This is a genomic window from Bradyrhizobium sp. R2.2-H, from assembly GCF_004346455.1.
GTDB classification, from domain to species: Bacteria; Pseudomonadota; Alphaproteobacteria; order Rhizobiales; family Xanthobacteraceae; genus Bradyrhizobium; species Bradyrhizobium diversitatis.
On the sequence record NZ_SMBR01000012.1, the window covers coordinates 1 to 23,665 of the forward strand.

Annotated in this window: 21 protein-coding genes; 16 read left to right on the forward strand and 5 right to left on the reverse strand. The window is 65.1% G+C overall.

Annotation, left to right across the window (positions count from 1 at the left end; all coding sequences use genetic code 11):
• Nucleotides 1-265: 265 nt before the first annotated feature.
• Nucleotides 266-1,861 (reverse strand): ABC transporter substrate-binding protein, encoded by a 1,596-nt coding sequence (locus EDE08_RS27505; protein ID WP_131874816.1) that lies wholly within the window; start codon nucleotides 1,859-1,861, stop codon nucleotides 266-268.
• Nucleotides 1,862-2,060: 199 nt separating this feature from the next.
• On the opposite strand from EDE08_RS27505, the gene EDE08_RS27510 reads away from it, so the two are divergent.
• From EDE08_RS27510 to EDE08_RS27565, 11 genes are all read left to right on the forward strand, one after another.
• Nucleotides 2,061-3,722 (forward strand): ABC transporter substrate-binding protein, encoded by a 1,662-nt coding sequence (locus tag EDE08_RS27510; protein ID WP_131874817.1) that lies wholly within the window; start codon nucleotides 2,061-2,063, stop codon nucleotides 3,720-3,722.
• A 220-nt stretch (nucleotides 3,723-3,942) separates the two neighbouring features.
• The gene (locus EDE08_RS27515; protein ID WP_131874818.1) at nucleotides 3,943-4,896 is read left to right on the forward strand and encodes an ABC transporter permease; all 954 of its coding nucleotides are present in this window, start codon (nucleotides 3,943-3,945) and stop codon (nucleotides 4,894-4,896) included.
• A gap of 233 nt (nucleotides 4,897-5,129) precedes the next feature.
• Nucleotides 5,130-6,032, forward strand: coding sequence for an ABC transporter permease (locus tag EDE08_RS27520; RefSeq protein ID WP_131874819.1), 903 nt, complete (start codon nucleotides 5,130-5,132; stop codon nucleotides 6,030-6,032).
• A 185-nt stretch (nucleotides 6,033-6,217) separates the two neighbouring features.
• Entirely contained in the window at nucleotides 6,218-7,279 is a 1,062-nt protein-coding gene (locus tag EDE08_RS27525; RefSeq protein ID WP_165936223.1) for an ABC transporter ATP-binding protein, read from the forward strand.
• Nucleotides 7,276-7,473, forward strand: a complete 198-nt coding sequence (locus EDE08_RS27530) for a hypothetical protein (protein WP_131874820.1) — start codon at nucleotides 7,276-7,278, stop codon at nucleotides 7,471-7,473. The genes EDE08_RS27525 and EDE08_RS27530 overlap by 4 nt, the downstream gene beginning before the upstream one ends.
• On the forward strand, nucleotides 7,470-8,885 hold the full coding sequence (locus EDE08_RS27535) for an amidase (protein WP_131874821.1): 1,416 nt from the start codon (nucleotides 7,470-7,472) through the stop codon (nucleotides 8,883-8,885). Before EDE08_RS27530 ends, EDE08_RS27535 begins: the two co-directional genes overlap by 4 nt.
• Entirely contained in the window at nucleotides 8,882-9,859 is a 978-nt protein-coding gene (locus tag EDE08_RS27540; RefSeq protein WP_131874822.1) for an ABC transporter ATP-binding protein, read from the forward strand. The genes EDE08_RS27535 and EDE08_RS27540 overlap by 4 nt, the downstream gene beginning before the upstream one ends.
• A gap of 500 nt (nucleotides 9,860-10,359) precedes the next feature.
• Nucleotides 10,360-12,108 carry a type I secretion system permease/ATPase gene (locus tag EDE08_RS27550; protein ID WP_131874823.1) on the forward strand — a complete coding sequence of 583 codons (1,749 nt, stop codon included), beginning with the start codon at nucleotides 10,360-10,362 and terminating at the stop codon, nucleotides 12,106-12,108.
• Nucleotides 12,109-12,271: 163 nt separating this feature from the next.
• The gene (locus EDE08_RS27555) at nucleotides 12,272-13,606 is read left to right on the forward strand and encodes an HlyD family type I secretion periplasmic adaptor subunit (RefSeq protein WP_131872073.1); all 1,335 of its coding nucleotides are present in this window, start codon (nucleotides 12,272-12,274) and stop codon (nucleotides 13,604-13,606) included.
• A 239-nt stretch (nucleotides 13,607-13,845) separates the two neighbouring features.
• Nucleotides 13,846-15,315 (forward strand): AMP nucleosidase, encoded by a 1,470-nt coding sequence (locus EDE08_RS27560; RefSeq protein ID WP_165936224.1) that lies wholly within the window; start codon nucleotides 13,846-13,848, stop codon nucleotides 15,313-15,315.
• Between the two features lie 82 nt (nucleotides 15,316-15,397).
• A complete protein-coding gene (locus EDE08_RS27565; RefSeq protein WP_131872072.1) occupies nucleotides 15,398-15,673 on the forward strand; it encodes a DUF1488 family protein in 276 nt (91 codons plus the stop codon).
• 35 nt (nucleotides 15,674-15,708) lie between these two features.
• Here EDE08_RS27565 and EDE08_RS27570 read toward each other — a convergent pair whose 3' ends face one another.
• On the reverse strand, nucleotides 15,709-16,191 hold the full coding sequence (locus EDE08_RS27570) for a CinA family protein (RefSeq protein ID WP_131872071.1): 483 nt from the start codon (nucleotides 16,189-16,191) through the stop codon (nucleotides 15,709-15,711).
• A 143-nt stretch (nucleotides 16,192-16,334) separates the two neighbouring features.
• Here EDE08_RS27570 and EDE08_RS27575 point away from each other — a divergent pair, with 143 nt between their 5' ends.
• From EDE08_RS27575 to EDE08_RS27585, 3 genes are read left to right on the forward strand one after another with little or no spacing between them, the layout of a single operon-like run.
• The gene (locus EDE08_RS27575; protein WP_165936225.1) at nucleotides 16,335-17,393 is read left to right on the forward strand and encodes an amidohydrolase family protein; all 1,059 of its coding nucleotides are present in this window, start codon (nucleotides 16,335-16,337) and stop codon (nucleotides 17,391-17,393) included.
• 24 nt (nucleotides 17,394-17,417) lie between these two features.
• A complete protein-coding gene (locus EDE08_RS27580; protein ID WP_131872069.1) occupies nucleotides 17,418-18,530 on the forward strand; it encodes an amidohydrolase family protein in 1,113 nt (370 codons plus the stop codon).
• A 52-nt stretch (nucleotides 18,531-18,582) separates the two neighbouring features.
• On the forward strand, nucleotides 18,583-18,996 hold the full coding sequence (locus tag EDE08_RS27585; protein WP_061024077.1) for a Rieske (2Fe-2S) protein: 414 nt from the start codon (nucleotides 18,583-18,585) through the stop codon (nucleotides 18,994-18,996).
• A 160-nt stretch (nucleotides 18,997-19,156) separates the two neighbouring features.
• On the opposite strand, the gene EDE08_RS27590 is transcribed toward EDE08_RS27585, so the two are convergent.
• Together EDE08_RS27590 and EDE08_RS27595 are read right to left on the reverse strand one after the other, a co-directional pair.
• Nucleotides 19,157-20,485 (reverse strand): MFS transporter, encoded by a 1,329-nt coding sequence (locus tag EDE08_RS27590; RefSeq protein ID WP_131872068.1) that lies wholly within the window; start codon nucleotides 20,483-20,485, stop codon nucleotides 19,157-19,159.
• Between the two features lie 145 nt (nucleotides 20,486-20,630).
• Nucleotides 20,631-21,530 (reverse strand): transcriptional regulator GcvA, encoded by a 900-nt coding sequence (locus EDE08_RS27595; protein WP_131872067.1) that lies wholly within the window; start codon nucleotides 21,528-21,530, stop codon nucleotides 20,631-20,633.
• A 110-nt stretch (nucleotides 21,531-21,640) separates the two neighbouring features.
• Between EDE08_RS27595 and EDE08_RS27600 the strand changes: the two genes are divergently transcribed.
• Nucleotides 21,641-21,844, forward strand: a complete 204-nt coding sequence (locus tag EDE08_RS27600; protein WP_131872066.1) for a DUF1127 domain-containing protein — start codon at nucleotides 21,641-21,643, stop codon at nucleotides 21,842-21,844.
• Nucleotides 21,845-21,912: 68 nt separating this feature from the next.
• Complete coding sequence (locus tag EDE08_RS27605; RefSeq protein ID WP_131872065.1) at nucleotides 21,913-22,536, forward strand: GNAT family N-acetyltransferase; 624 nt, start codon at nucleotides 21,913-21,915, stop codon at nucleotides 22,534-22,536.
• A 229-nt stretch (nucleotides 22,537-22,765) separates the two neighbouring features.
• Here the strand turns inward: EDE08_RS27605 and EDE08_RS27610 are convergent, their stop codons facing one another.
• Nucleotides 22,766-23,596: an enoyl-CoA hydratase gene (locus tag EDE08_RS27610; RefSeq protein WP_131872064.1), complete on the reverse strand. Its 831-nt coding sequence runs from the start codon at nucleotides 23,594-23,596 to the stop codon at nucleotides 22,766-22,768.
• Nucleotides 23,597-23,665 lie beyond the last annotated feature (69 nt).

Below are 23,665 nucleotides of genomic sequence, written 5' to 3' on the forward strand. Positions count from 1 at the left end.
ATATCGGTCACCTCGTCCAAGACATCCAGCCTCGCGAATGCGCAAACTACTTCGCAAGCGCCGGTTATGCTTCAATCAAAATGTGAAACGCTCTAAAGGTGTCGTCCCCGCGGAGGCGAGGATCCATAACCACAGGAAGCAGCCGTAGCGCGAGATCGGCAACTACGAGTCTTCGCAAAACCGCGTCCTGCGGCCATGGATCCCAGGCTCGCGACTATGTCGCGCCCCGGGACGACACTGGTGTTCGCGGAAGCAGGGCGGCCCCTCACTCCATCCCGATCGTCGTCAGATCCTGGAACCAGTGCTGCGCCTGGACGAACTGCTTAATCTTCGGTGACAGCGCGTGCGGGTTGGTGTCGTGGACGACCCAGACCAGCGCGGCATCGTCCACGATCAGCGCATGCGCCTGGGCCAGCAATGCGTCCTGCTTGGCGCTGTCGAAGGTCTGCTTGGCCTCGTCGATCAGAGCATCCACCTTCGGGTTCTTGTAGCCGCCCCAGTTGACGCCGACAGGCGCGACCTGCCCGGAATGGAAGAAGCGGACGATGGCGTAGAGCGGGTCCGAGGTGACATAAGCGATGTTGTTGGCGGTGATGCCGGCGTTCATCTCGTCGGCCGCGCCCTTGCGCCAATGCGTATAGAGCGTCTCGAGCTCGACCACCTTGAAATCGATGTCGATGCCGATCTCCTTGAAGCTCTGCTGCAGGAATTCGTTCATCGGCAGCGACAGCATCTGGCCGGTGCCGCCTTGCGCAATGATGAAGGTGGTCTTGAGCGGCTTCGCCTTGGAGTAGCCGGCCTCCTCGACCAGCTTCTTGGCTGCTGCGAGATCATATTTCAGCTCGAAAGTGGGCTTGCCGAACCACGGGCTCGACGGGTCGACCTGGCCCTTCGCTGGCTTGGCGAGGCCATTCATCAGGCCGACCACCGCCTCGCGATCGATCGCAAGGTTGAGCGCCTTGCGCAGGCGGATGTCGGTCCAGGGCGAGCCGGGCAGCACGCTGAGATGATAATTCCAGACATGCGGCGTGACATTGTCGACGAGCTTCATGCCGGCCGCTTTCAGCTGCGGCACGGCATCCGGCGCCGGCGTCTCGATCAGGTCGACTTGTCCCGCAAGCAACGCATTGGTGCGCGTCAAAGCTTCCGGCATCGGCACCAGCACGATCTTGTCGACCTTCGGAATCCGCTTCTTGTTCCAGTAGTCGGGGTTCTTGGTCAGCTCGGCGAGTTCGCGCGGCACCAGCTTGGTCAATTTGAATGGACCGGTGCCCGAGGGCTGGCTGGCGAACTTGTCCCAATCCTTGCCGAGCTTTTCATACTGCGCCGGGCTCGACACCAGGAACCACAGCATCTGATATGGGAAGAAGGAGTCGACCGCCTTGGTGGTGATCTCCACGGTGAAGTCGTCGATCTTGGCGTAGCTGGCGACGGAGGGCAGGCGGGTCTTCACCTGCGCGCTCTGCCGCTTGTCGAATTGCGGCGCCTTGTCGTTGAGCACTTTGTCCAGATTCCAGATCACCGCATCGGCATTGAACTCGCTGCCGTCGTGAAACTTCACGCCCTTGCGAAGCGTGAAGCGCCACTTGGTCTTGTCGGCATCGTCGACTTTCCATTCGGTGGCGAGGCCCGGCACCAGCTTGCCGGGGCGGTCGGCGACGTCCATCTCCCAGGCGACCAGGGGATCGTAGATCGTGTAGGCCGTGAATTGGTAGGCGCCGGCGCCGCGATCGGGCTGGCCTGTCGTCAGCGGGATGTCCGCCATCGAGATGCCGTAGCGCACCACCGTTTCGGCGCGCGCCGAGATTGCGGAAACTGCCAGCGCAAGCACGGCGAGACAGGTCGACAGACGAACACGCATGAATCAAAGCTCCTGGGAGGGTCTGGGGTCGAACCTGCAATCTTGATGCCAGAATAGGCAGCGCGCCGTTTTCGCCGGTGCGTCATCACAAGTACTTGTCGTCCCGAAGGCAATTTGCAGAATAAGTTTCTCCTTGGCATAGCCATTGCATACGAGTGCATCAAAATTAGTCATCGAAAGCCGGAGAAGGACTGAGGCGATGCTTATCAAGAAGAACAAGACCCGCGCGGCACTGATCGCGCTGTTGGCGCTCGGGAGCGTGGCCGCATGGCCGCGCGCGGTCAGCGCCGAGACCGTGCTGCGCATTGGCATGACCGCTGCCGATATTCCGCGCACCCTGGGTCAGCCCGATCAGGGCTTTGAAGGCAATCGCTTCACCGGTCTCACCATGTACGACGCGCTGACCGGCTGGGACCTGTCTTCTGCCGACAAGGCGAGCGTGGTGATCCCCGGTCTTGCCACCGAGTGGAAGGTCGACGATGCCGACAAGACCAAGTGGGTGTTCAAGCTGCGCCCCGGCGTCACTTTCCATGACGGCTCGCCGTTCAACGCCGATGCCGTCGTGTGGAACGTCGAAAAGGTGCTGAAGCAGGACGCGCCGCAATTCGACGCCAGCCAGGTCGGCGTCACCGCCTCGCGCATGCCGACGCTGGCCTCGGCGAAGAAGATCGACGACATGACGGTCGAGCTCACCACCAAGGAGCCCGACAGCTTCCTGCCGATCAACCTCACCAATTTGTTCATGGCGAGCCCGGCGAAGTGGCAGGCCTTCTACGACAAGGCCGAAGGCGCCGATGCCAAGGCGAAGTCGCAGGCCGCCTGGACGGCGTTCGCCAAGGACGCCTCGGGCACCGGCCCGTGGAAGATGTCGAGCTTCACGCCGCGCGAACGGCTCGAGCTGGTCAAGAACGCGAACTATTGGGACAAGGCGCGCGTGCCCAAGATCGACAAGATGGTGCTCCTGCCGATGCCAGAGGCGAATGCGCGCACCGCAGCGCTGCTCTCGGGGCAGGTCGACTGGGTCGAAGCACCGGCACCCGACGCGCTGCCCGAGCTCAAGCAGCGCGGCTTCAAGCTCTACGCCAACGAGCAACCGCATGTCTGGCCATGGCAATTCTCGCGCGTCGAGGGCTCGCCCTGGAACGACATCCGCGTGCGCAAGGCGGCGAACCTCTGCATCGATCGCGAAGGCCTCAAGGACGGCCTGCTCGCCGGCCTGATGGTGCCGGCGACCGGCACCTTCGAGCCTGGCCATCCCTGGCGCGGCAAGCCGACCTTCGAGATCAAGTACGACAAAGCGGCAGCGCAGAAGCTGATGCAGGAAGCGGGCTTCGGTCCCAACAAGAAGCTGACGGTCAAGACGCAGACGTCCGCGTCCGGTTCGGGTCAGATGCAGCCGCTGGCGATGAACGAATATCTCCAGCAGGCGCTGGCCGAATGCTATTTCGATGTGAAGCTCGACGTCATCGAGTGGAACACGCTGTTCACCAACTGGCGCCGCGGTGCCAAGGACCCCTCGGCCAACGGCTCGAACGCGACCAACGTCACCTATGCGGCGATGGACCCGTTCTTCGCCCTGGTGCGCTTCCTGCAATCCGGCATGGCGCCGCCGGTCTCGAACAATTGGGGCTTCATCAACAACCCCAAATTCGACGAACTGGTGAAGAAGGCGCGCCAGACCTTCGATCCCGCCGCACGCGACGCCGCGCTCGCCGAGCTGCACGCGGCCTCCGTCGACGACGCCGCCTTCCTCTACGTCGCCCATGACGTCGGCCCGCGCGCGATGAGCCCGAAGGTGACGGGCGTGGTGCAGCCGAAGAGCTGGTTCATCGACTTCTCGCCGGTGTCGATCAAGCAGTAGTCTCGACTTGCTCAGTGCACCCTCTCCCCTCCTGTCCGCCGAAGCCTTGGCGAAGGTGGATGTGGGAGAGGGTGGCTTCGCGAAGCGAAGCCGGGTGAGGGGTCTCTCTCCGCGGATACCTCTCTCGCGTTCGTAAAGACTGTATCCGCGGCCAGAACCCCTCATCCGGCGCTTCGCGCCACCTTCTCCCACAAGGGGAGAAGGGAAGAAAAGAGACAACGTGCTCGCCTATATCGCCCGACGCATCGTCTATGTCGTCCCCATCGTCATCAGCGTGGCGCTGGTGTGCTTTCTGCTCGTGCACATCACGCCGGGCGATCCGCTCGTCGCGGTGCTGCCGGCCGATGCCTCGCAGGAGCTCGCCGCGCAGCTTCGCGCCGCTTACGGTTTCGATCGCCCGCTGCCGGTGCAGTTCGGCCTCTGGCTGCTTCGCGCCCTCCATGGCGATCTCGGCAATTCCATCGCGACCGGACGCCCCGTACTGGCCGAGGTCTTGCGCGCCGTCGGCAACACCGTCACGCTCGCGATTGCCGCGGCCATCATCGGCTTCACGATGGGCATCCTGCTCGGCTTGATCGCGGGCTATTTTCGCGAGACCTGGATCGACAAGGTTGCGACCTCCTTTGCCATCGCCGGCGTCTCCGTGCCGCATTACTGGCTCGGCATGCTGCTCGTCATCATCTTCTCGGTTCAGCTCAACTGGCTGCCCGCGGTCGGCGCCGGCCCCAGCGGCTCCAATTCCTGGGCCTGGGACTGGGCGCATCTGAAATATCTGGTGCTGCCGGCGATCACGACATCGGTGATTCCCATGGGCATCGTCACCCGCACGGTGCGTGCCCTCACCGGCGACATTCTCTCGCAGGATTTCGTCGAAGCCTTGCGGGCCAAGGGTCTGCACGAGCGCGGCGTGTTCCGCCACGTCGTCAAGAACGCCGCGCCCACCGCGCTTGCCGTGATGGGCCTTCAGCTCGGTTACATGCTCGGCGGCTCGATCCTGATCGAGACGGTATTCTCCTGGCCGGGTTCGGGCTTCCTGCTCAACTCCGCGATCTTCCAGCGCGACCTGCCGCTGCTGCAGGGCACGATCCTGATCCTGGCGCTGTTCTTCGTGTTCCTCAATCTGCTGGTCGACATCGCCCAAGCCGCGATCGACCCGCGCATCAAGCGGGGCTAGCCGATGAGCCCAGCTGTGACCACGCAACAGGTGCGCTCCCTCCCCCGCCTGCGGGGGAGGGTTGGGGAGAGGGTTTCTCCGCTCGCGAGAACCCCCCAGAGGAGAAAACCCTCACCCGCCTCGCGGGACGATGCTTCGCATCGCCCGGAGCGCCGACCTCTCCCGCAAGCGGGAGAGGTGCACTGCCTCCGCGACTTGCACCGATCGTATCAATACCAGCCGGGAGCCGGCCGATGAGCGAGCTTCCGCTTCACGCCACCGCCGACGCCGCGCTGCAGGCCGCGCCCGCGACCAAGGCGCGCGGCTATTGGGCGACGGTCGGCCGCCGCATCATGCGCGACAAGGTCAGCGTGGCCTGCGCGCTGGTGCTGCTGCTGATCTTCCTCTCCGCGGTCCTTGCGCCATGGCTGGGTCTCGAAGATCCCTACAAGGGCTCGATGATCCGCCGCCTGCGCCACATCGGCACGGCCGGCTATCCGCTCGGCACCGACGAGCTCGGCCGCGATATGCTGGCGCGGCTGATCTACGGCGGCCGGCTGTCGCTGGTCATCGGCATCCTGCCCGTGATTCTCGCCTTCTGCATCGGCACCTCGCTCGGCATCATTGCCGGCTATGTCGGCGGCAAGCTCAACACCGCGATCATGCGCACGGTCGACGTGTTCTATGCCTTTCCGTCCGTGCTGCTGGCGATCGCGATCTCCGGCGCGCTCGGGGCCGGTATCCTCAATTCCATCGTGTCGTTGACGGTGGTGTTCGTGCCGCAGATCACCCGTGTCGCCGAGAGCGTCACGACGGGCGTGCGCAACATGGATTTCGTCGAGGCCGCGCGCGCCTCCGGTGCCGGGCCCTTCACCATCATGCGCGTGCACATCCTCGGCAACGTGCTCGGTGCGATCTTCGTCTATGCCACGAGCCTGATCTCGGTCTCGATGATCCTGGCGGCCGGTCTGTCCTTCCTCGGTCTCGGCACGAAACCGCCGGAACCGGAATGGGGCCTGATGCTGAACACGCTGCGGACCGCGATCTACGTCAATCCCTGGGTCGCAGCATTGCCGGGCGCGATGATCTTCGCGGTCTCGATCTGTTTCAACCTGCTCTCGGACGGTCTGCGCAGCGCCATGGACATCAGGAACTGACGAATGATGATGGAGATGCTAGCTAGCGCCGCGCGCTCCGCACACCTCTCCCGAAGGGAGAGGTCGGATTGCATCGCAAGATGCAATCCGGGTGAGGGGTACCGCTCCACCGAGTCTGCCGCGCCCCCTCACCCGGCGCTGCACGCCGACCTCTCCCCGGTGGGGAGAGGTGGGAGATCGCGGCCATGAGCGAGAGCAACACATCCGTCGAAATGCTGGAGCCGGTCGAGGACGTTGGCGGCGTCGCGCAGCCGCTGCTTCAGGTCAACGGCCTGACGAAGCATTTCCCGGTGCGCGGTGGGCCGTTCGCCGCCAAGCGTACCGTGCGTGCCGTCGACAACGTCTCGTTCACCGTCGCCAAGGGCGAGACGGTCGGTATCGTCGGCGAGTCCGGTTGCGGCAAGTCCACCACCGCGCGGCTGCTGATGCATCTGATGCCGCGCGACGACGGCGACATCATCTATGACGGCATGACCGTCGGCCAATCGCTGAGCCTGCGCGAATTGCGTCGCGGCATGCAGATGGTGTTCCAGGACTCCTACGCCTCGCTCAATCCGCGCCTCACCATCGAGGAATCGATCGCCTTCGGCCCCAAGGTGCACGGCATGGCCGACGCCACGGCACGCGCGCTCGCGCGCGAGCTGCTCGGCAAGGTCGGCTTGCGTCCGGAAACCTTCGCCAACCGCTATCCGCACGAGATCTCCGGCGGCCAGCGCCAACGCGTCAATATCGCGCGGGCACTGGCGCTGTCGCCGCGGCTGGTGATCCTGGACGAAGCCGTCTCCGCGCTCGACAAATCCGTCGAGGCGCAGGTGCTCAACCTGCTGGCCGATCTCAAGCGCGAGTTCGGCCTGACCTATCTGTTCATCAGCCACGACCTCAACGTCGTTCGCTATATCTCGGATCGCGTGCTAGTGATGTATCTCGGCGAGGTCGTCGAGCTCGGCCCGGTCGACCAGGTCTGGGACGCGCCTGCCCACCCCTACACGCGTGCCCTTCTCGCGGCGATGCCGTCGTCGGATCCGGACAAGCGCACCGAGACGCCGCCGATATCAGGCGATCCGCCCAATCCGATCGATCCGCCCCCGGGCTGCCGCTTCCACACCCGTTGTCCGTTTGCGGAGCCGCTCTGCGCAAACGCGACACCAAAGCTCACCGCGCTCGATAGAATGGGCCACGAGGCGGCGTGCTACATGGCCATACCGGGTTCAGGCCATAGCCGCGCGCCCAGGGAGAAGGCCGCATGACCAGACCGATACCGAAAGACATCAAGCCGATGGCGCAGGTCGCCGGCGTGCCCGTGGACGACGAGATCGCAACCCGCATCTCCAATGCCATCGGACCTGCCTTCGAGGGCTTCGCGGCCATTGCCGGCACGCTGCCGTTCGACCTCGAGCCTGCCGGCTATGTGCTCGCGCAGACGCAGAAGGTGTCGAAATGAGCACCGAACCCGCATTGATGACCCTCACCCAGGTCGCGCGTGCGATCGCGATGAAGCAGCTGTCCTCGCATGAGGTGACGCGCGCGCTGTTGCATCGCATCACGCAGTGGCAGCCGCACCTCAATGCCTTCATGTCGATCGAGGCGGAGGCTGCATTGAAGGCGGCCGATGCAGCCGATGCCGAGCTTGCCAAGGGCAACGTCCGTGGTCCGCTGCACGGCGTGCCGCTCGCGCACAAGGATATGTACTACGACGCGGGTCACGTCGCGACCTGTGGCTCGCTGATCCGCCGCGACTTCGTGCCGACCGTGACCTCCACGGCCTTGCAGCGGTTGAAGGACGCCGGCCAGGTCCGTCTCGGCACGCTGCATCTCGCCGAATTCGCCTATGGGCCGACCGGGCACAACGCCCACTATGGTCCGGTGCGCAATCCCTGGAATGTCGCCCACATCACCGGCGGGTCGTCATCCGGCTCTGGCTCCGCGGTTTCCGCGCGCCTGACCTATGCGGCGCTCGGCTCGGATACCGGCGGCTCGATCCGCATGCCCGCGCATTTCTGCGGCGTCACCGGCCTCAAGACCACGGTGGGACGCGTCAGCCGCGCCGGCGCGATGCCGCTGTCGCAATCGCTCGACACCGTCGGCCCGCTGGCCCGCACCGTCGAGGACTGCGCGCTGTTGCTGGCGCTGATGGCCGGCCCCGATCCCGCCGATTCGACCTGCAGCCACGAGCCGCTGTCGGACTACGTCGCGGCCACCAAAGGCGCGCTGAAGGGCCTCAAGATCGGCGTGCCGGTCTCCTTCTATGTCGACGATCTCGACAGCGAGGTTGCGCGCGTGCTGGACGAGACCATCGCGGTGCTCGAGCGTGAGGGCGCCGAGATCGTCAAGGTCGAGCTGCCGGACCAGCGGCAATTGTCCTCGGCGAGCCAGCTCGTGCTCGCCGCGGAAGCCGCCGCCTTCCACAAGCGCTGGATGATCGAGCGTCCGCAGGATTATGGCCCGCAGGTCCTGATGCGGCTCCAGAACGGCCTCGCCGTTCCCGCCATCACCTATCTCGAAGCGATGCGCTGGCGCGGGCCGGCGCTCGCCGCGCACGACGCCGCGACGTCAGGCGTCGATGCGGTGATCGCACCGGCTTCGCCAGTGCCGGCGCCGACGATCGAGGAGAGCGACGTCGGCGGCGGCCCGAACGCGCCGGCGCTGTTGCAGCGGCTCACGCTGTTCACCCGCCCGGTGAATTTTCTCGGCCTGCCGTCGCTCACAGTGCCCTCCGGCTTCACGAAGACCGGCCTGCCGGTCGGGATGCAGCTGATCGGTCGCTCCTTCGACGAAGCGACCTTGCTCACCATCGGCGCGGCCTTCCAGCGCGCCACCGATTATCACGATCGATTGCCGAAACTGCCGTCATGACAAAGCTCGTCGAGATATCGGGCCTCAACATTCGCTTCACCGGCGAGCGCACGGTCTATGCCGTGAACGATCTCAGCCTCTCGCTCGGCAACAGCGAGGTGCTGGGCCTGCTCGGCGAGTCCGGTTCCGGCAAGAGCGTGACACTGCGTGCGCTGATGCGGCTGCTGCCGAAGAAGCGCACGCAGATCACGGGCACGGTCAACGTGCTGGGCCGCGACGTGCTCGCCATGAACGACGAGGAGCTGTCGTCGTTTCGCGGCCAGACCGTGTCGATGATCTTCCAGGAGCCGGCGCTCGCGCTCGATCCGGTCTACACCATCGGCGCGCAGATCGCCGAAAGCGTGGTGCGCCACGAAGGCAAGAGTTTCGCGGAAGGAAGGGCGCGGGCGCTCGAAATGCTCGAGGTCGTGCGCATCCCCTCGGCGAAGCGCCGGCTCGACGCCTATCCGCACGAGATGTCGGGCGGCATGCGTCAGCGCGCGATGATCGCGCTCGCGCTCGCCTGCCGTCCCAAGATCCTGCTGGCGGACGAGCCGACCACGGCGCTCGATGCCACCGTGCAGATTCAGATCCTGCTCTTGCTGCGCGAGCTGCAGCGCGAGTTTGGCATGTCCGTCATCTTCGTCACCCATGACATCGGTGTCGCCATCGAGATCTGCGACCGCGTCGCGGTGATGTATGCCGGCCAGATCGTGGAGCAGGGCACGCTTCGCGACATCGTCCGCTCGCCGGTGCATCCCTACGCCAAGGGCCTGCTCGCCTCGACCATCCATGGCGCCAAGCGCGGCGCCCGCCTGGAGACCATTCCCGGCACCCCGCCCTCGCTGGCGGAGAAGCCGCACAACTGCTCCTTCGCTCCCCGCTGCAAGCTCGCAGAGCCGCGCTGCCTGGAGCAATTGCCTGCCAATGTCGAGGTCGGACCGGGCCGGGCGGCGAGATGCGTGCTGGCGGAGCCGGTCACCGTGGTGTCATAGTCCCGGATGAGTTGGGCCAGACTGCGCGAGCCTCGCCGCCAGCATTCACACCTTATTCATCCCGGATTCATCCCGGCTCGCGTTCCGCCATCGGCGCCGTCATTCTGCTGGTCGTCGTGCGCCTGGTGCGTGGCGGGGGCAGGTTCTAGGCACGATCCGGAAAAGCGCGCAGCGGTTTTCCGAAAAGATCTCAAACAACGACCTAAAGCGCGATGACGATTCATCCTGATCGCATCGCGCTTTAGCCCCGCATTCGGCAGGGGAACTTCCAGCCTCTCGTTTTCCCGGAAGAGACTGAAAGCCTGCAAGAAAAAGCCGCAAGCCTGTGAAATTCCGGACTTGCGCGGGGGGGCATCAGGGGTAGATGTGGCCTCATCAGGACTCTGGATGAGCTTGGCTGCGTTGGACGCCGGGCAAACATGATGTTAATCCGGGGCGAGTACCCTGAATTGCCCGTGAAATCAGGGGCTTTGCCCCCTTAGTCGAAAGAGATCAGACTGATGGCAGCCATCCCTGGCGTCCGCCGTTCGGAGCTCGGTGACGCCTTGCGCGCTTGTCGCACGGCATTCATCGGCGTCGGCTTGATGAGCTGCATGATCAACCTGCTCTATCTGACCGGGTCGATCTTCATGCTGGAGGTCTACGACCGGGTGCTGCCGAGCCGCAGCATCCCGACCCTGGTCGGCCTCATCATCCTCGCCAGCTTCCTCTACATGGCGCAGGGCGTGCTCGACATGATTCGCAACCGCATCCTGGGGCGGATCGGCACGTCGCTCGACGAGGCCCTCAACAAGCGCGTGTTCGACACCATCGTGCGCCTGCCGCTTCTGGTCGGCAGCCGCAACGAGGGCCTCCAGCCGCTGCGCGATCTCGACAACGTCCGTTCCTTCCTCGGCGGCATGGGCCCGAGCGCGTTCTTCGATCTGCCCTGGCTGCCGCTCTATCTCGCCATCTGCTTCGCCTTCCACGTCCTGATCGGCGTCACCGCGCTGGTCGGCGCCATCATCCTGGTCGGGCTGACGCTGGTCACCGAGTTCATGTCCCGCCAGCCGGCGAAGGAGGCGATGGGCCTCGCCGCCCAGCGCAACGATCTCGCCCAGGCCAGCCGCCGCAACGCCGAGGTGATGGTGTCGATGGGCATGGCCGGACGGATGAACCAGCGCTGGAGCGAGGCCAACGAAAAATATCTCGCCGGCAATCAGCGTGCGAGCGACGTCGCCGGCGGTCTCGGCGCGATCGCAAAGGTACTGCGCATGATGCTGCAATCGGCCGTGCTCGCGGTCGGCGCCTATCTCGTCATCCACCAGGAGGCGACGGCCGGCATCATCATCGCCGGCTCGATCCTCTCCGCCCGCGCGCTCGCGCCGGTCGATCTTGCCATCGCTCATTGGAAATCCTTCGTCGCCGCACGCCAGAGCTGGCACCGCCTCACCCGCCTGCTGGAGCAGATGCCGGCGCAGGCGATGCAGACCCAGCTGCAGGCGCCTTCCAGCCGGCTCTCGGTCGAAGGTGTCGCCATGGTGCCGCCCGGCGATCAGCGCCTCGTCGTTCAGGACGTCACCTTCGCGCTCGCCGCAGGCAATGGCCTCGGCGTGATCGGCCCGAGCGGCTCCGGCAAGTCGTCATTGATCCGCGCGCTGGTCGGGGTCTGGCAGCCGGTGCGCGGCAAGGTACGGCTCGACGGCGCGGCGCTCGATCAGTGGTCAAGCGACGCGCTCGGCCGCCACATCGGCTATCTGCCGCAGGACGTCGAATTGTTCGGCGGCACCATCGCGCAGAACATCAGCCGGTTCGATCCCGAGGCGACCTCCGAGGACATCATCGCGGCTGCGAAAGAAGCCGGCGTGCATGATATGATCATCAAGATGCGCGAGGGTTACAATACCCAGGTGGGCGAGCAGGGCGCAGCGCTCTCCGCGGGCCAGGCGCAGCGCGTGGCGCTGGCGCGCGCGCTCTACGGCAGGCCGTTCCTGGTCGTGCTCGACGAGCCCAACTCCAACCTCGACACCGAAGGCGACGAGGCGCTGACCCGCGCCATCCGTGCCGCGCGCGAACGCGGTGCCATCGTCGTCGTGGTGGCGCACCGCCCGATCGGCGTCGAGGCGGTCGACCAGATCCTGGTGCTGCGCGACGGCCGCATGCAGGCGTTCGGCCCCAAGGAGCAGGTGCTCGCCCAGGTGCTGCAGCCGCGCGCGACGCCGCCGGCACCGATCAAGATCGTCAGCGAAGGCGGAGTGGCCAAATCATGAGGCTGCGATCACTGGTTTATCCTCTCCCTCTCCCCGCCTGCGGGGAGAGGGTCGGGGTGAGGGGGAGTCTCGACAGGGGAGGTGAGAGTTGGACTCGTGGAGAGTCCCCCTCACCCGATCGCTGCGCGATCGACCTCTCCCCGCAGGCGGGGAGAGGTGAAAGATGAACACGTTGGCTATCGGTGGAACGAAGCCCCCCGCCAAGAAGACTGTAGGTGATTCCATCAGGTTTCATCTGGTCCTCGGCCTCGCCATCGTGGTGGTCCTGGTCGTCGGGCTCGGCGGCTGGGCGTCGACCGTCTTGATCTCGGGCGCGCTGATCGCGCCGGGGCAGATCGTGGTCGAATCCAACGTCAAGAAGGTGCAGCATCCGACCGGCGGCGTGGTCGGCGAGGTGCGCGCCCGCGACGGCGACCGGGTCAAGGCCGGCGACATCGTGGTGCGGCTCGACGACACCGTGACCAAGGCCAACCTTGCGATCGTCACCAAGAATCTCGACGCCGCGCAGGCGCGCGCGGCGCGACTCCAGGCCGAGCAGCGCGGTCTCGACAGCATCGAGTTCCCGCAAACGCTGCTCGAGCGCGCCAGCGATCCCGACGTCAAGGTGCTGCTCTCGGCCGAAACCAAGCTGTTCGACGTCCGCGTCAACGGCCGCACCGGGCAGAAGGCGCAGCTGCGCGAGCGCATCACGCAGCTCAACGAGGAAATCTCCGGTCTCAGCGCCCAGGAGAAGGCCAAGGACCAGGAGATCGCGCTGGTGCAGAACGAGCTCACCGGCGTGCGCGAGCTCTACGAAAAGCGCCTGGTGCAGATCTCGCGCCTGACCCAGCTCGAACGCGACTCGGCGCGTCTCAACGGCGAGCGCGCGCAGTACATCGCCTCGCGCGCCCAGGCCAAGGGCAAGATCACCGAGACCGAGCTCCAGATCATCCAGATCGACAAGGACGTGGTCAGCGAGGTCTCCAAGGACCTGCGCGAGACCAACGACAAGATCGGCGAGCTGATCGAGCGCAAGGTCGCTGCCGAAGACCAGCTCCGCCGCATCGACATCCGCGCGCCGCAGGACGGCATGGTGCTGCAATCGACCGTGCATACCGTCGGCGGCGTCGTCACGGCCGGCGATACCTTGATGCTGATCGTGCCGCAGACCGACGATCTCCAGGTCGAGGCCAAGGTCAATCCGGTCGACATCGACAAGCTCCAGATCGGCCAGAAGACGCTGCTGCGTCTCTCCGCGTTCAACCAGCGCACCACGCCGGAGCTCAACGGCGTCGTCAGCCGCGTCTCGCCCGACGTCACGACCGACCAGCGCACCGGCCAGGGCTACTACACCATCCGCGTCTCGATGCCCCCGGAAGAGATCGCCCGGCTCGGCGACGTCAAGATGATCCCCGGCATGCCCGTGGAGGCCTTCGTCCAGACCGGCGACCGCACCATGCTGTCCTATCTGATGAAGCCGCTGCACGACCAGCTGATGCGCGCCTTCCGGGAGAAGTGACGCACGAAAGCGCGTCATCCCGGCGCGCGCCTGGCGCGCATCGGGGATCTCGTGCGGCATACTCGGTCTCGTAGGGTGGGTCAGCCTTGCGGCTGCGCGAAGCGCAGTCCGCTGGCGTAACCCACCTCTTTGGTCTCCGCAGAAGCGGAAGTGGTGGGTTACGCTGCGCTAACCCACCCTACGCTTTCTCATTCTTTGCTATAGTTCGACTCAAGCCCAAACAGCCCGGCGGTCGAATCATGCAATCTCCACCCTCCATCGCCACCGAATCCTTCACCGACGCGAGCCTCGCGGTTGCCCGCCTCGAAGAGATCTACGAGCGCAACACCAAGTTCCTGCGCGAGCGGTTCGAGGCCTATGTCGGCGGCGAGGCCGTCACCACACGGGTGCGGGCCTATTATCCCTTTGTCCGCATCACTACCGCGACGCATGCGCGGCTGGATTCGCGCCTGTCTTACGGCTTCGTCGCAGGGCCCGGCGTGCACGAGACCAGCGTGACGCGGCCGGATCTGTTCCACAGCTATCTCACCGAGCAGATCGGATTGCTGATCCAGAACCACGGCGTGCCGGTCGAGATCGGCGAATCCGCCGAGCCGATCCCAATCCACTTCGCCTATCGCCGCGACATCAATATCGAAGCCGCCATCACGACCAGCGAGAACTCCGCCGTCACGCGGTCGCTGCGCGATGCGTTCGACGTGCCTGATCTCGCCACCATGGACGATGCCATCGCCGACGGCACCTTCGAGCTGCAGCCGGGGACGCCCAAGCCGCTGTCCCTGTTCCGCGCGGCCCGCATCGATTACTCGCTGCGCCGGCTCTATCATTACACCGGCACCGATCCCGAATATTTCCAGAACTTCGTGATCTTCACCAATTACCAGTTCTATGTCGACGCCTTCGCGCAAGCGTGCCAGCAGCGTCTTCAGTCCGGCGAGGCGGGCCTCGACGCTTTCGTCGCGCCCGGCAACATCGTCACGCGCAGCGGCGGCGCGACGGCGGGCGCTGCCCCCGCGCGCGCACCGCAGATGCCGGCCTTCCATCTGGTCGCGCCGGGTTATCGCGGCATCACGCTGATCAACATCGGCACCGGTCCGTCCAATGCGCGCAACGTCACCGACCATGTGGCCGTGCTGCGGCCGCATGCCTGGCTCATGCTCGGCCATTGCGCGGGCCTGCGCAACACGCAGCGGCTCGGCGACTACGTGCTCGCGCATGGCTATGTGCGCGAGGACCATGTGCTCGACCGTGAGCTGCCGCTGTGGGTGCCGATTCCCGCGCTTGCGGAGATGCAGGTCGCGCTCGAGGAGGCGGTCGAGGATGTCACCGGGCTCGAAGGTTTCGAGCTGAAGCGTCTGATGCGCACGGGGACGGTGGCGAGCGTCGACAACCGCAACTGGGAGATTTCCGGGCCTGAAGTGATCCGCCGCCTGTCGCAATCGCGCGCGGTCGCGCTCGATATGGAATCAGCGGCCATCGCCGCCAACGGCTACCGCTTCCGCGTCCCCTATGGCACGCTGCTCTGCGTCTCGGACAAGCCGCTGCACGGCGAGATCAAGCTCGCCGGCATGGCCAGCGAATTCTACCGCCGCCGCGTCGGCCAGCATCTCGAGATCGGCCTGAAGGCGCTGGAGCGGCTCAAGCAGCAGGAATCGGAGCGCCTGCATTCGCGAAAGCTCCGCAGTTTCGCCGAAGTCGCGTTCCAGTAGGTCGGGGCCCCCTTTCATCCTTGCTGACAAGCCGGAGAATTTTTCGCATTGTCCGCGAGGGGGGCCGACCGGGACGCTTGCAATGCCGCTCACGCGCGACAAGATCATTGGCCATGATCTCGAACGTCTGGCCTTTCGCTTCACCATGCTGAACGATGGCGAGGTCGTGCAGTGCCAGATCAGCGACGCTGCCATGGACGAGCTCGCGGGCATGCAGGGCACCGAGAGCAGCGCGCGCCAGGCACAATTCTTGTCGCTGCGCGAAACCATCGAACGCATTGCGTCGGACCTCTACGACGAAGCGCCGCGCTTTCACGGCTATGTGGTGCGGATTTTCATGCGGCATTTGGGGCGGTGACGTTGAGCGCTGCCGCGGACACATCCCCCTCACCGTCACCCCTCCAGCTTCCTCAGCAACAATTTCAGTGCCGTCGCTGCAAACACCTGCATGTTCGCAAACCGGTCATCGCTGCCCGTCTCCAGCGTCATCACCTCCGCGGCGGGTCCTGCGACCGCCATGCAGCTATGGCCCGCTGCATCGCCGTAGCGGTTGCCGGTGGGGCCGGCCGCACCAGTCTCGGACAGGCCCCAATCACAATTGAAGCGGCTGCGCATCTGCTCGGCCAGCAATTGCGCGTAGGGCTCCGACGACGACCGGAAACCTTTCATGCCGTCATCCGAAATATCCATCAGCACCCGTCTGGCATCGCGGGTGTAGACCACCGCGCCGCCGAGGTAATAGGCGGAGGCGCCGGATACCGCGAGCAGGCTGGCCGAGATCAGGCCGCCGGCCGATGATTCCGCAACCGCGATGGTCTGTTTGCGCGCGATCAGTTGGGCCGCGACCCGTTCCGCAATGTCGACGAGCTCTTTCATCCCTGAAACCTCTCATTCCTTCGCAACCGAGCTGCGCCTTCCTAGCATATGCCGGCGGCCCCGGCTGAGTTGCGGGCGGCGGGCAGGCCTGCTTGAATGCGGGCACGAGACAAGAATTGACGAGGAAACGTGAAGGAGACGTCATGGCGTCCCTGATCGCCGGCGGGGTGGACTGCGATGTGCATCCGGCCGTGCCGCATCTGACCAGCCTGCTGCCGTACCTGAACGATTATTGGCGCGATCAGGTGACGACGCGCGGCATGGTCGACCTCGTCTCGCAATCCTATCCGCAGAACTCGCCGATTACGGCACGGCCGGACTGGCGTCCCGAGACAGGCAAACCCGGCGAAAGCCTGGCGGACATGCAGCGCCATGTGCTCGATCCCTTCCAGCTCCAGCATGCCATCTGCAATCCGTTGTATGGCGTGCAAATGGTGTTCTCCGAGGACATGCAGGCCGCCTTCTGCCGCGCGCTCAACGATTGGCTGGCGAAGGAATGGCTCGACCGCGACAAGCGGCTGCGCGGCTCGATCGTGATCCCGACGCAAAGCGTCGAGAAGGCCGTCGCCGAGATCGAGCGCTGCGCCCCGGACAAGCGCTTCGTCCAGGTGCTCGTGCTGGTCATGGGCGACGTGCCGCTCGGCAAGCGCGCGCTGTGGCCGATCTACGAGACCGCGGAGCGTCTGGAACTCCCGGTCGGCATCCACGCCGGTTCCGCCTATCACAATCCGCCGACCGCCGTGGGCTGGGGGTCCTATCACATCGAGGATTATGTCGGGCAGGCCCAGGCGTTCCAGACCCAGCTCACCAGCCTGATCGTGGAAGGCGTGTTCGCCAAATATCCGCGTCTGAAAATGGTGCTGCTGGAGTCCGGCGCGTCCTGGATCGCGCCCTATCTCTGGCGCCTGCACAAGTTCTGGCGCGGGGTGCGGATGGAGACCCCATGGGTCGATCGCGCGCCGCTGGAAATTGTGCGCAGCAACATCCGCTTCTCGTTACAACCATTTGATGCGCCGCCGGAACCTCAGACATTAATTCGCCTGTTTGATCATATGCAGTCGGACGAATTGGTCCTATTCTCCACGGACTATCCGCACTGGCAGTTCGACGGCCAGGACGCGCTGCCCGGAGGTCTGTCCCCCGATCTCGTGCGCAAGATCATGATCGACAATCCGCATGCAACCTATCCCCGCCTGACGTGAGCCGCTGCCAAAGGAGGCAAGGCGATGAATATCCAGTTCCGCGAGAGCCAAGAAGCCGCTTCCCCACTGACCGTCAAAACCGCGATCGCGGACTGCGACATCCATCCGGCACGCGCCACCCGCACCGAACTCTATCCCTACCTCGCCAAACGCTGGCAGCATCACCTCGAAGTCTACGGCGTCCATGCCTATCAGGGCATGATGGAAGGCCCGCCCTATCCGAAAGCCCAGCCCAACGCCTCGCGCCGCGACGCCTATCCGCCGGAGGGCGGGCCGCAGGGCTCCTCGCTGTCGTTCATGCAGAAGCAGCTGCTCGATCCCAACAACGTGCAACTGGGAGTGCTCAATCCGCTCAATACCGGACAGGGCATCCGCAATCACGAGCTCTCGGCGGCCCTGTGCTCGGCGATCAACGACTGGCAGATCGACAAATGGACCAGCAAGGACAAGCGCCTGAAGGCCTCGATTGTCGTCGGCAACGAGGACGGGTTGTCGGCCGCCGCCGAAATTCGCGAGCGCGCCGGGGACAAGAACTTCGTGCAGGTGCTGCTGCTCAGTCGCAATGTCGAGCCGCTCGGCCAGCGCCGCTATTGGCCGATCTACCAGGCCGCGGAGGAGGCAGGCCTTCCCGTCGGCGTCCACGCCTTCGGCTTCGGCGGCAACCCGATCACGCCCTCGGGCTGGCCGTCCTACTACATCGAGGAGATGGTGGGCCATTCGCAGTGCCAGCAATCGGCGCTCGCGAGCCTCGTGCTGGAGGGGGTGTTCGAGCGCTTCCCGAAATTGAAGATGGTGATGATCGAGGCCGGCTTCGGCTGGGCGCCGTCGCTGGCGTGGCGGCTCGACAAGGCCTGGCAGCGGCTCAGAAGCGAGGTGCCGCATGTGAAGCGGCCGCCGTCGGAATATATCCGCGAGCAGGTGTGGTGGACGACGCAGCCGATGGAGGATCCGGAGCGGCGCGAGGATCTGTTCGACGTCATCAAATGGATCGGCTGGGATCGGCTCCTGTTCGCGACCGACTATCCGCATTGGGATTACGATGAGCCCTCGCGCGTCTTGCCGGCGGGCGTCAGCGAGGCCAATCGCGAGGCGTTCTATCTCGGCAATGCGAAGAAGCTTTACGGGATAGCCGCATGATCCGAAAAAGTGGGAAGCGGTTTTTCGATCAGATCATGCGGAAAACCTAAGCATGGCCCGGCATGTCATTGCCGCGGTCGATGAGCTTCCGCCGGGCACGCGAAAATTCCTGGAGATCGACGGACGGCCGATCGCGGTCTTCAACATCAAGGGCGAGTATTTCGGCCTGATGAACCGCTGCCCGCATCAGGGCGCGGCGCTGTGCGAGGGCCCGCTGATCGGGCTCGCGCAATCGAACAATCCCGGCGAGATCGAGTACACGAAGCTCGGCGAGATCATCCGCTGCCCGTGGCACGGCTGGGAGTTCGACATCCGCACCGGCCAATCCTACTGCGACCCCCGCCGCTTCCGCGTGAAGGCCTATCCGGCCCATGTCGAGCCGGGCGCGAGCGTGGTGAAGGGGCCATATGTCGCCGAGACGATCCCGGTCAGGATCGAGAGCGACTACGTGGTGGTGGAGCTGTAGCCGCACCGGCAGTGCGCTCCCTCGCCCCGTTCTTACGGGGAGAGGGTTGGGGTGAGGGGCCTCTCTCCGCGCATGAGATTCCCGCCGGACCTGTACCCCCTCACCCGGATCGCAAGAGCGATCTGACCTCTCCCCGCAAGCGGGGAGAGGTGAAGAGCCATCAACGCCCCGCGACCGGCTCCGGCACCGCATCATAGGCCGGCACCGCTTTGCCGCCGCGATACACCGTCGAGGCCGCGATGATGCCGAGCAGGGCGGCGAACATCAGCCAGAAGCCGGGCGAGGCCTTGTCGCCGGTCCGCTCGATCAGCCAGGTCGAGGCGAACGGCGTGAAGGTGCCGAACAGGGCCGCGGCGAGCGCAAACGCCAGCGAGAAGCAGGTGGTGCGGACATGCGCCGGCACGATCTCGACGAGGGCACCCAACATGGTGCCGCTGTAGACGCCGAAATAGAACGAGAACATCATCTCGACCGCGAGCAGCTTGCCGAAGGTCGGCGCCGCCACCAGCCAGTGCAATGCCGGATAGGCGGTCACCAGCGACAGGCAGGCGATCGCAATCAGCACCGGCTTGCGGCCGATGCGATCGGAGAGCGCGCCGCCGACCGGATTCCAGATGAAGTTGGTCACCGCGACGAGCAGCGTGACCAGCAGCGCATCATGCGTCGACAGCTTCAGCACGGTCTTGCCGAAGGTCGGCGTGTACACGGTGACGAAGTAGAACGTCGTCGTGGTCAGGATCGCGATCATCATGCCGAGGACGACGATGCGCCAATTGGCGAGCGCCGAGGCGAACACCTCGCTCGCGGTCGGATGCTTCTTCATGGCGAGGAAGGCCGGCGTCTCCTCGAGCGTCCGCCGCAGGAGGAAGATCAGCGGAATGATAAGGCATCCCACGAAAAAGGGAATGCGCCAGCCCCAGGCGGCCACGGTGTCGGCCGGCATCACCTCGGAGAGGATGTAGCCGAGGATCGAGGCCACGAAGATCGCGACCTGCTGGCTCGACGACTGGAACGAGGTGTAGAAGCCGCGATTGCCGGGCGTCGCGATCTCCGCGAGATACACCGACACGCCGCCGAGCTCGACGCCGGCCGAGAAGCCTTGCAGCAGCCGGCCGATCAGCACGATGATCGGCGCCGCGATGCCGATGGTCGCGTAGCTCGGGCAGAACGCGATGACGATCGTGCCGAAGGCCATGATGCCAAGCGTGACGATCAGGCCCTGGCGGCGGCCGATGCGGTCGATATAGGCCCCCAGCACGATGGCGCCGACGGGGCGCATCAAGGCGCCGAGCCAGAACACGCCGAACGTGTTGAGCAGCGAGGCGGTCTCGTTGGTGGAGGGGAAGAACGCCTTGCCGATCGCGGCGGCATAGAAGCCGAACAGGAAGAAGTCGAACTGTTCGAGGAAATTGCCGCTGGTTGCGCGCAGGATCGCGCCGACGCGCGACTTGATGGCGGGTGGATTGGTTGAGGCGGCTGGTCCAGCCATGACGTTGCTCCCCTTGGAAAGACGTGGCCGGGCCGAAATGCATTGCACGGCAAGGCGACAGATTGATGCTGCGACAATCTGTCATACCCCTTCCCGCGCGGAGCGGAGCGAGTCAACCGGTATTCCGGAGGAAGCTGATGATTTTTCAGGCTTTATTTTGCGTTGCAGCGACGATCCATTGCCGGAACGCGGCAAGCTTCGGCGCCTCGCGGCGGCCCTCCGGCGCGACCAGGTAGAACCCGGCATCGGCCGGCAGCGCGATCTTGAACGGCACAACGAGGCGGCCCTTGGCGATGTCGTCCTGGACGTAGGAGGTCCGTCCCATCGCCACGCCGATGCCGTCGATCGCGGCCTGGATGGTCATGAAGATCATGTCGAAGGTGATGCCGGGCTGCCTTGCGATATCGACGGGCAGGCCCGCCGCGGTCAGCCACAGCCGCCAGTCGTCGCTGTTGGTGTTCGAGGTGTGCAGCAGCGGATGGTTGCGCAGATCCTCGGGCCGGCGCAGCGGCTTGTCGCCGCGCAGCAGTGACGGACTGCATACCGGAAACAGCTCGTCCGCCATCAGCCAGTCGGCGCGCACGCCCGGCCACTGGCCGCGGCCATAGCGGATCGCGGCATCGACATTGTCGCGCTGGAAGTCGATGAGGCTGGTCGAGGTGGTGATGCGCACGTCGATGCCGGGATGCTGCTCCTGGAAGTCGGTCAGCCGCGGCAGCAGCCATTTTGCCGCGAGCGAGGCGAGCGTCGACACGGTCAGCACCTTGTCGTCCTCTTTGCGCAGCAGTCGATCGGTGGCGAGCCGGAGGTCGTTGAAGGCGGCGCGGACGCCCGGGAGGTAGTCGCGCGCCTCCGGCGTCAGCGCCAGTGCGCGGTTCTGCCGGATGAACAGGCGGATGCCGAGCTCCTCCTCCAGCCTGCGGATCTGATGGCTGATCGCGGTCTGGGTCACGTTCAGCTCGCTGGCTGCCAGCGTGAAGCTGAGATGGCGCGCGGCGGCCTCGAACGCCCGCAATCCGTTCAGGGACGGCAATCTGGCAGTCATCTGGCAGTAGGATGCATGACGTTATTTCATGCGAATGGGTACAAATTGTCGTTTGTCGCAGCGCGGTAGGAAGCAGATATTAGCAGTCAACTTAGCTCCAGGAGCTGAAAATGTCTACTTTGACCGACAATTCGATGACAAATCATCATGCACCGGGGCTGATCCAGCAGATCGGCGAGACGCTTCACGTCTGGCATGAGCGCTACCGCACCAGGCGCGAGCTGACCAACTGGACTGCCCGCGACCTCCATGATGTCGGGCTGTCCTGGTCCGATGTCGCCTATGAGGCCGACAAACCCTTTTGGCGGGCCTGATAGGCCGCCAGGCCGGCGCCGCCCGACTGTGGGGGCGCCGGCGGTCCCTTTTTCGCACGGCATGTGTCATGAGCATCCTTCGCCTCGAAGACCTGAAGCAATATTCGGACAGGGTGCGCACAAGCGACGGCACGGCGCTCAACGTCCGCTTCGTCGAGCCGCGCGACACCGACGAGCTCCAGCACTACTTCCGCTCGCTCTCGACCCGCTCCCGCTACAACCGTTTCTTCGGCGCGATCAGCGAACTGCCGCAGGGCCTGCTGCACGACTTCCTTCGGGTGGGCGAGGGCGAGCGCTTCACGATCGTTGCGACCATGATGGTCGACGGCTTCGAGACCATCGTGGCCGAAGCGCGCTACGCCTTCCATGCCGAGACCGCGACTCTCGAGTTCGGCCTGTCGGTCGACGATCGCTGGCAGGGCCGCGGTATCGCTACCGCGCTGATGAAGAACCTCGAATGCCGCGCCGCCGCGCTTGGCGCCGAGCACATGTTCGGCGACACGCTGCGTTCTAACGAGGCGATGGTCTCGCTCGCGCGCAAATCCGGCTTCGCTTTCGTCAACCATCCCGACGACTGGAAGCTGGTGCGTTTCGACAAGGAGATCAGCGTCGCGCCCAGAGACATTCCCTGCGCAAGCTGGCGCCTCGCCGCCCTTTCCCGTCAGGCCGACAGCCCCTCAGCCTCGGCCTGACACCACTGCAGCCCGGCCTGGCCAAGCCAGAGCCGGGCTTTTTTTCCTTTCCTGCCCGATCCGTCATCCTGAGGCGCTCGTTCTGCGCACTTCGCAGAACGAGCCTCGAAGGATGAACGGCCCCGCTGTTTCCAAGCAGTCTCTCGCAGCAACAGTCGGGCCGTCGCCCTTCGAGGGCCGCTGAAGAAGCGGCCGCCTCAGGGTGACGGTCACAGATTTCGGGTGTCAGCTACTTCCCCGTGAACACCGCCTTGCGCTTCTCGATGAAGGCCTGCACCGCCTCCTTGTGATCCGCGGTCGTGGTCAGGCGGATCAGTCGTTCAGCCTCGTGGTCGCGCGCCGTTTCGAAGTCGAACAGCAGGGCCTCGTCGAGATTGTCCTTCATGTAGCGCAACGCCAGGCGCGGGCCTTCGGCGAGCGATCTGGCCAGCGCGAAGGCCTCGGTTTGCAGCTTGTCATCAGGCACCACGCGGTTGACGAGGCCGATGGCTTCGCAGCGTACCGCATCGACGCGATCGCCGGTGAACATCAGCTCGCGCGCCCGCGCGGTGCCGACGAGCCGGGTCAGGAGCCATGCGATGCCGTAATCGCCGCTGAGCGCGATGCGGGCATAGCCGGTCGCGACGAAGGCGGATTGTGCGGCGATGCGGATATCGCAGGCCATGGCGATGGCAAGCCCGGCGCCGACCGCGGGACCGGGCAAAGCCGCGATGGTCGGCTTGCGCACCGACACCAGCGCGCCGGTCAACAGCCGCTGCCGCTCCTGAAGGTCGGCAACCTTGTCGTCAAAGGACATATCGAGCTTCGCCTTGTCGCGATGTGCGCCCATGCCCTTGACGTTGCCGCCGGCGCAGAACGCTTCGCCCGCGCCGGTGAGCAGCAGCGCGCCGACATTCGGATCCTCGGCGCAGATCCGGATCATGGTGCGCAGCGCCGGCGTCAGCGCGTCCGACAGCGAATTGCGCGCCTCCGGCCGGTTCAGTGTGATGATCGCGACGCGATCGCGGATCGTGCAGAGGAGCTCGCTGGTGCCGGTGTCGATGGTGGTTTCGCTGGTCATGTCGCTTCCTCTCTTTCGTCATTGCGAGCGAAGCGAAGCAATCCAGGCTGCTTCCGTGGAGACATCTCT

Bases quoted from the DNA above. Each gene is read 5' to 3' on its own strand.
- EDE08_RS27505 (WP_131874816.1), bottom strand. From the start codon at position 1,861: ATGCGTGTTCGTCTGTCGACCTGTCTCGCCGTGCTTGCGCTGGCAGTT.
- EDE08_RS27510 (WP_131874817.1), top strand. From the start codon at position 2,061: ATGCTTATCAAGAAGAACAAGACCCGCGCGGCACTGATCGCGCTGTTG.
- EDE08_RS27520 (WP_131874819.1), top strand. From the start codon at position 5,130: ATGAGCGAGCTTCCGCTTCACGCCACCGCCGACGCCGCGCTGCAGGCC.
- EDE08_RS27525 (WP_165936223.1), top strand. From the start codon at position 6,218: ATGAGCGAGAGCAACACATCCGTCGAAATGCTGGAGCCGGTCGAGGAC.
- EDE08_RS27530 (WP_131874820.1), top strand. From the start codon at position 7,276: ATGACCAGACCGATACCGAAAGACATCAAGCCGATGGCGCAGGTCGCC.
- EDE08_RS27535 (WP_131874821.1), top strand. From the start codon at position 7,470: ATGAGCACCGAACCCGCATTGATGACCCTCACCCAGGTCGCGCGTGCG.
- EDE08_RS27540 (WP_131874822.1), top strand. From the start codon at position 8,882: ATGACAAAGCTCGTCGAGATATCGGGCCTCAACATTCGCTTCACCGGC.
- EDE08_RS27550 (WP_131874823.1), top strand. From the start codon at position 10,360: ATGGCAGCCATCCCTGGCGTCCGCCGTTCGGAGCTCGGTGACGCCTTG.
- EDE08_RS27555 (WP_131872073.1), top strand. From the start codon at position 12,272: ATGAACACGTTGGCTATCGGTGGAACGAAGCCCCCCGCCAAGAAGACT.
- EDE08_RS27560 (WP_165936224.1), top strand. From the start codon at position 13,846: ATGCAATCTCCACCCTCCATCGCCACCGAATCCTTCACCGACGCGAGC.
- EDE08_RS27565 (WP_131872072.1), top strand. From the start codon at position 15,398: ATGCCGCTCACGCGCGACAAGATCATTGGCCATGATCTCGAACGTCTG.
- EDE08_RS27570 (WP_131872071.1), bottom strand. From the start codon at position 16,191: ATGAAAGAGCTCGTCGACATTGCGGAACGGGTCGCGGCCCAACTGATC.
- EDE08_RS27575 (WP_165936225.1), top strand. From the start codon at position 16,335: ATGGCGTCCCTGATCGCCGGCGGGGTGGACTGCGATGTGCATCCGGCC.
- EDE08_RS27580 (WP_131872069.1), top strand. From the start codon at position 17,418: ATGAATATCCAGTTCCGCGAGAGCCAAGAAGCCGCTTCCCCACTGACC.
- EDE08_RS27585 (WP_061024077.1), top strand. From the start codon at position 18,583: ATGGCCCGGCATGTCATTGCCGCGGTCGATGAGCTTCCGCCGGGCACG.
- EDE08_RS27590 (WP_131872068.1), bottom strand. From the start codon at position 20,485: ATGGCTGGACCAGCCGCCTCAACCAATCCACCCGCCATCAAGTCGCGC.
- EDE08_RS27595 (WP_131872067.1), bottom strand. From the start codon at position 21,530: ATGACTGCCAGATTGCCGTCCCTGAACGGATTGCGGGCGTTCGAGGCC.
- EDE08_RS27600 (WP_131872066.1), top strand. From the start codon at position 21,641: ATGTCTACTTTGACCGACAATTCGATGACAAATCATCATGCACCGGGG.
- EDE08_RS27605 (WP_131872065.1), top strand. From the start codon at position 21,913: ATGAGCATCCTTCGCCTCGAAGACCTGAAGCAATATTCGGACAGGGTG.
- EDE08_RS27610 (WP_131872064.1), bottom strand. From the start codon at position 23,596: ATGACCAGCGAAACCACCATCGACACCGGCACCAGCGAGCTCCTCTGC.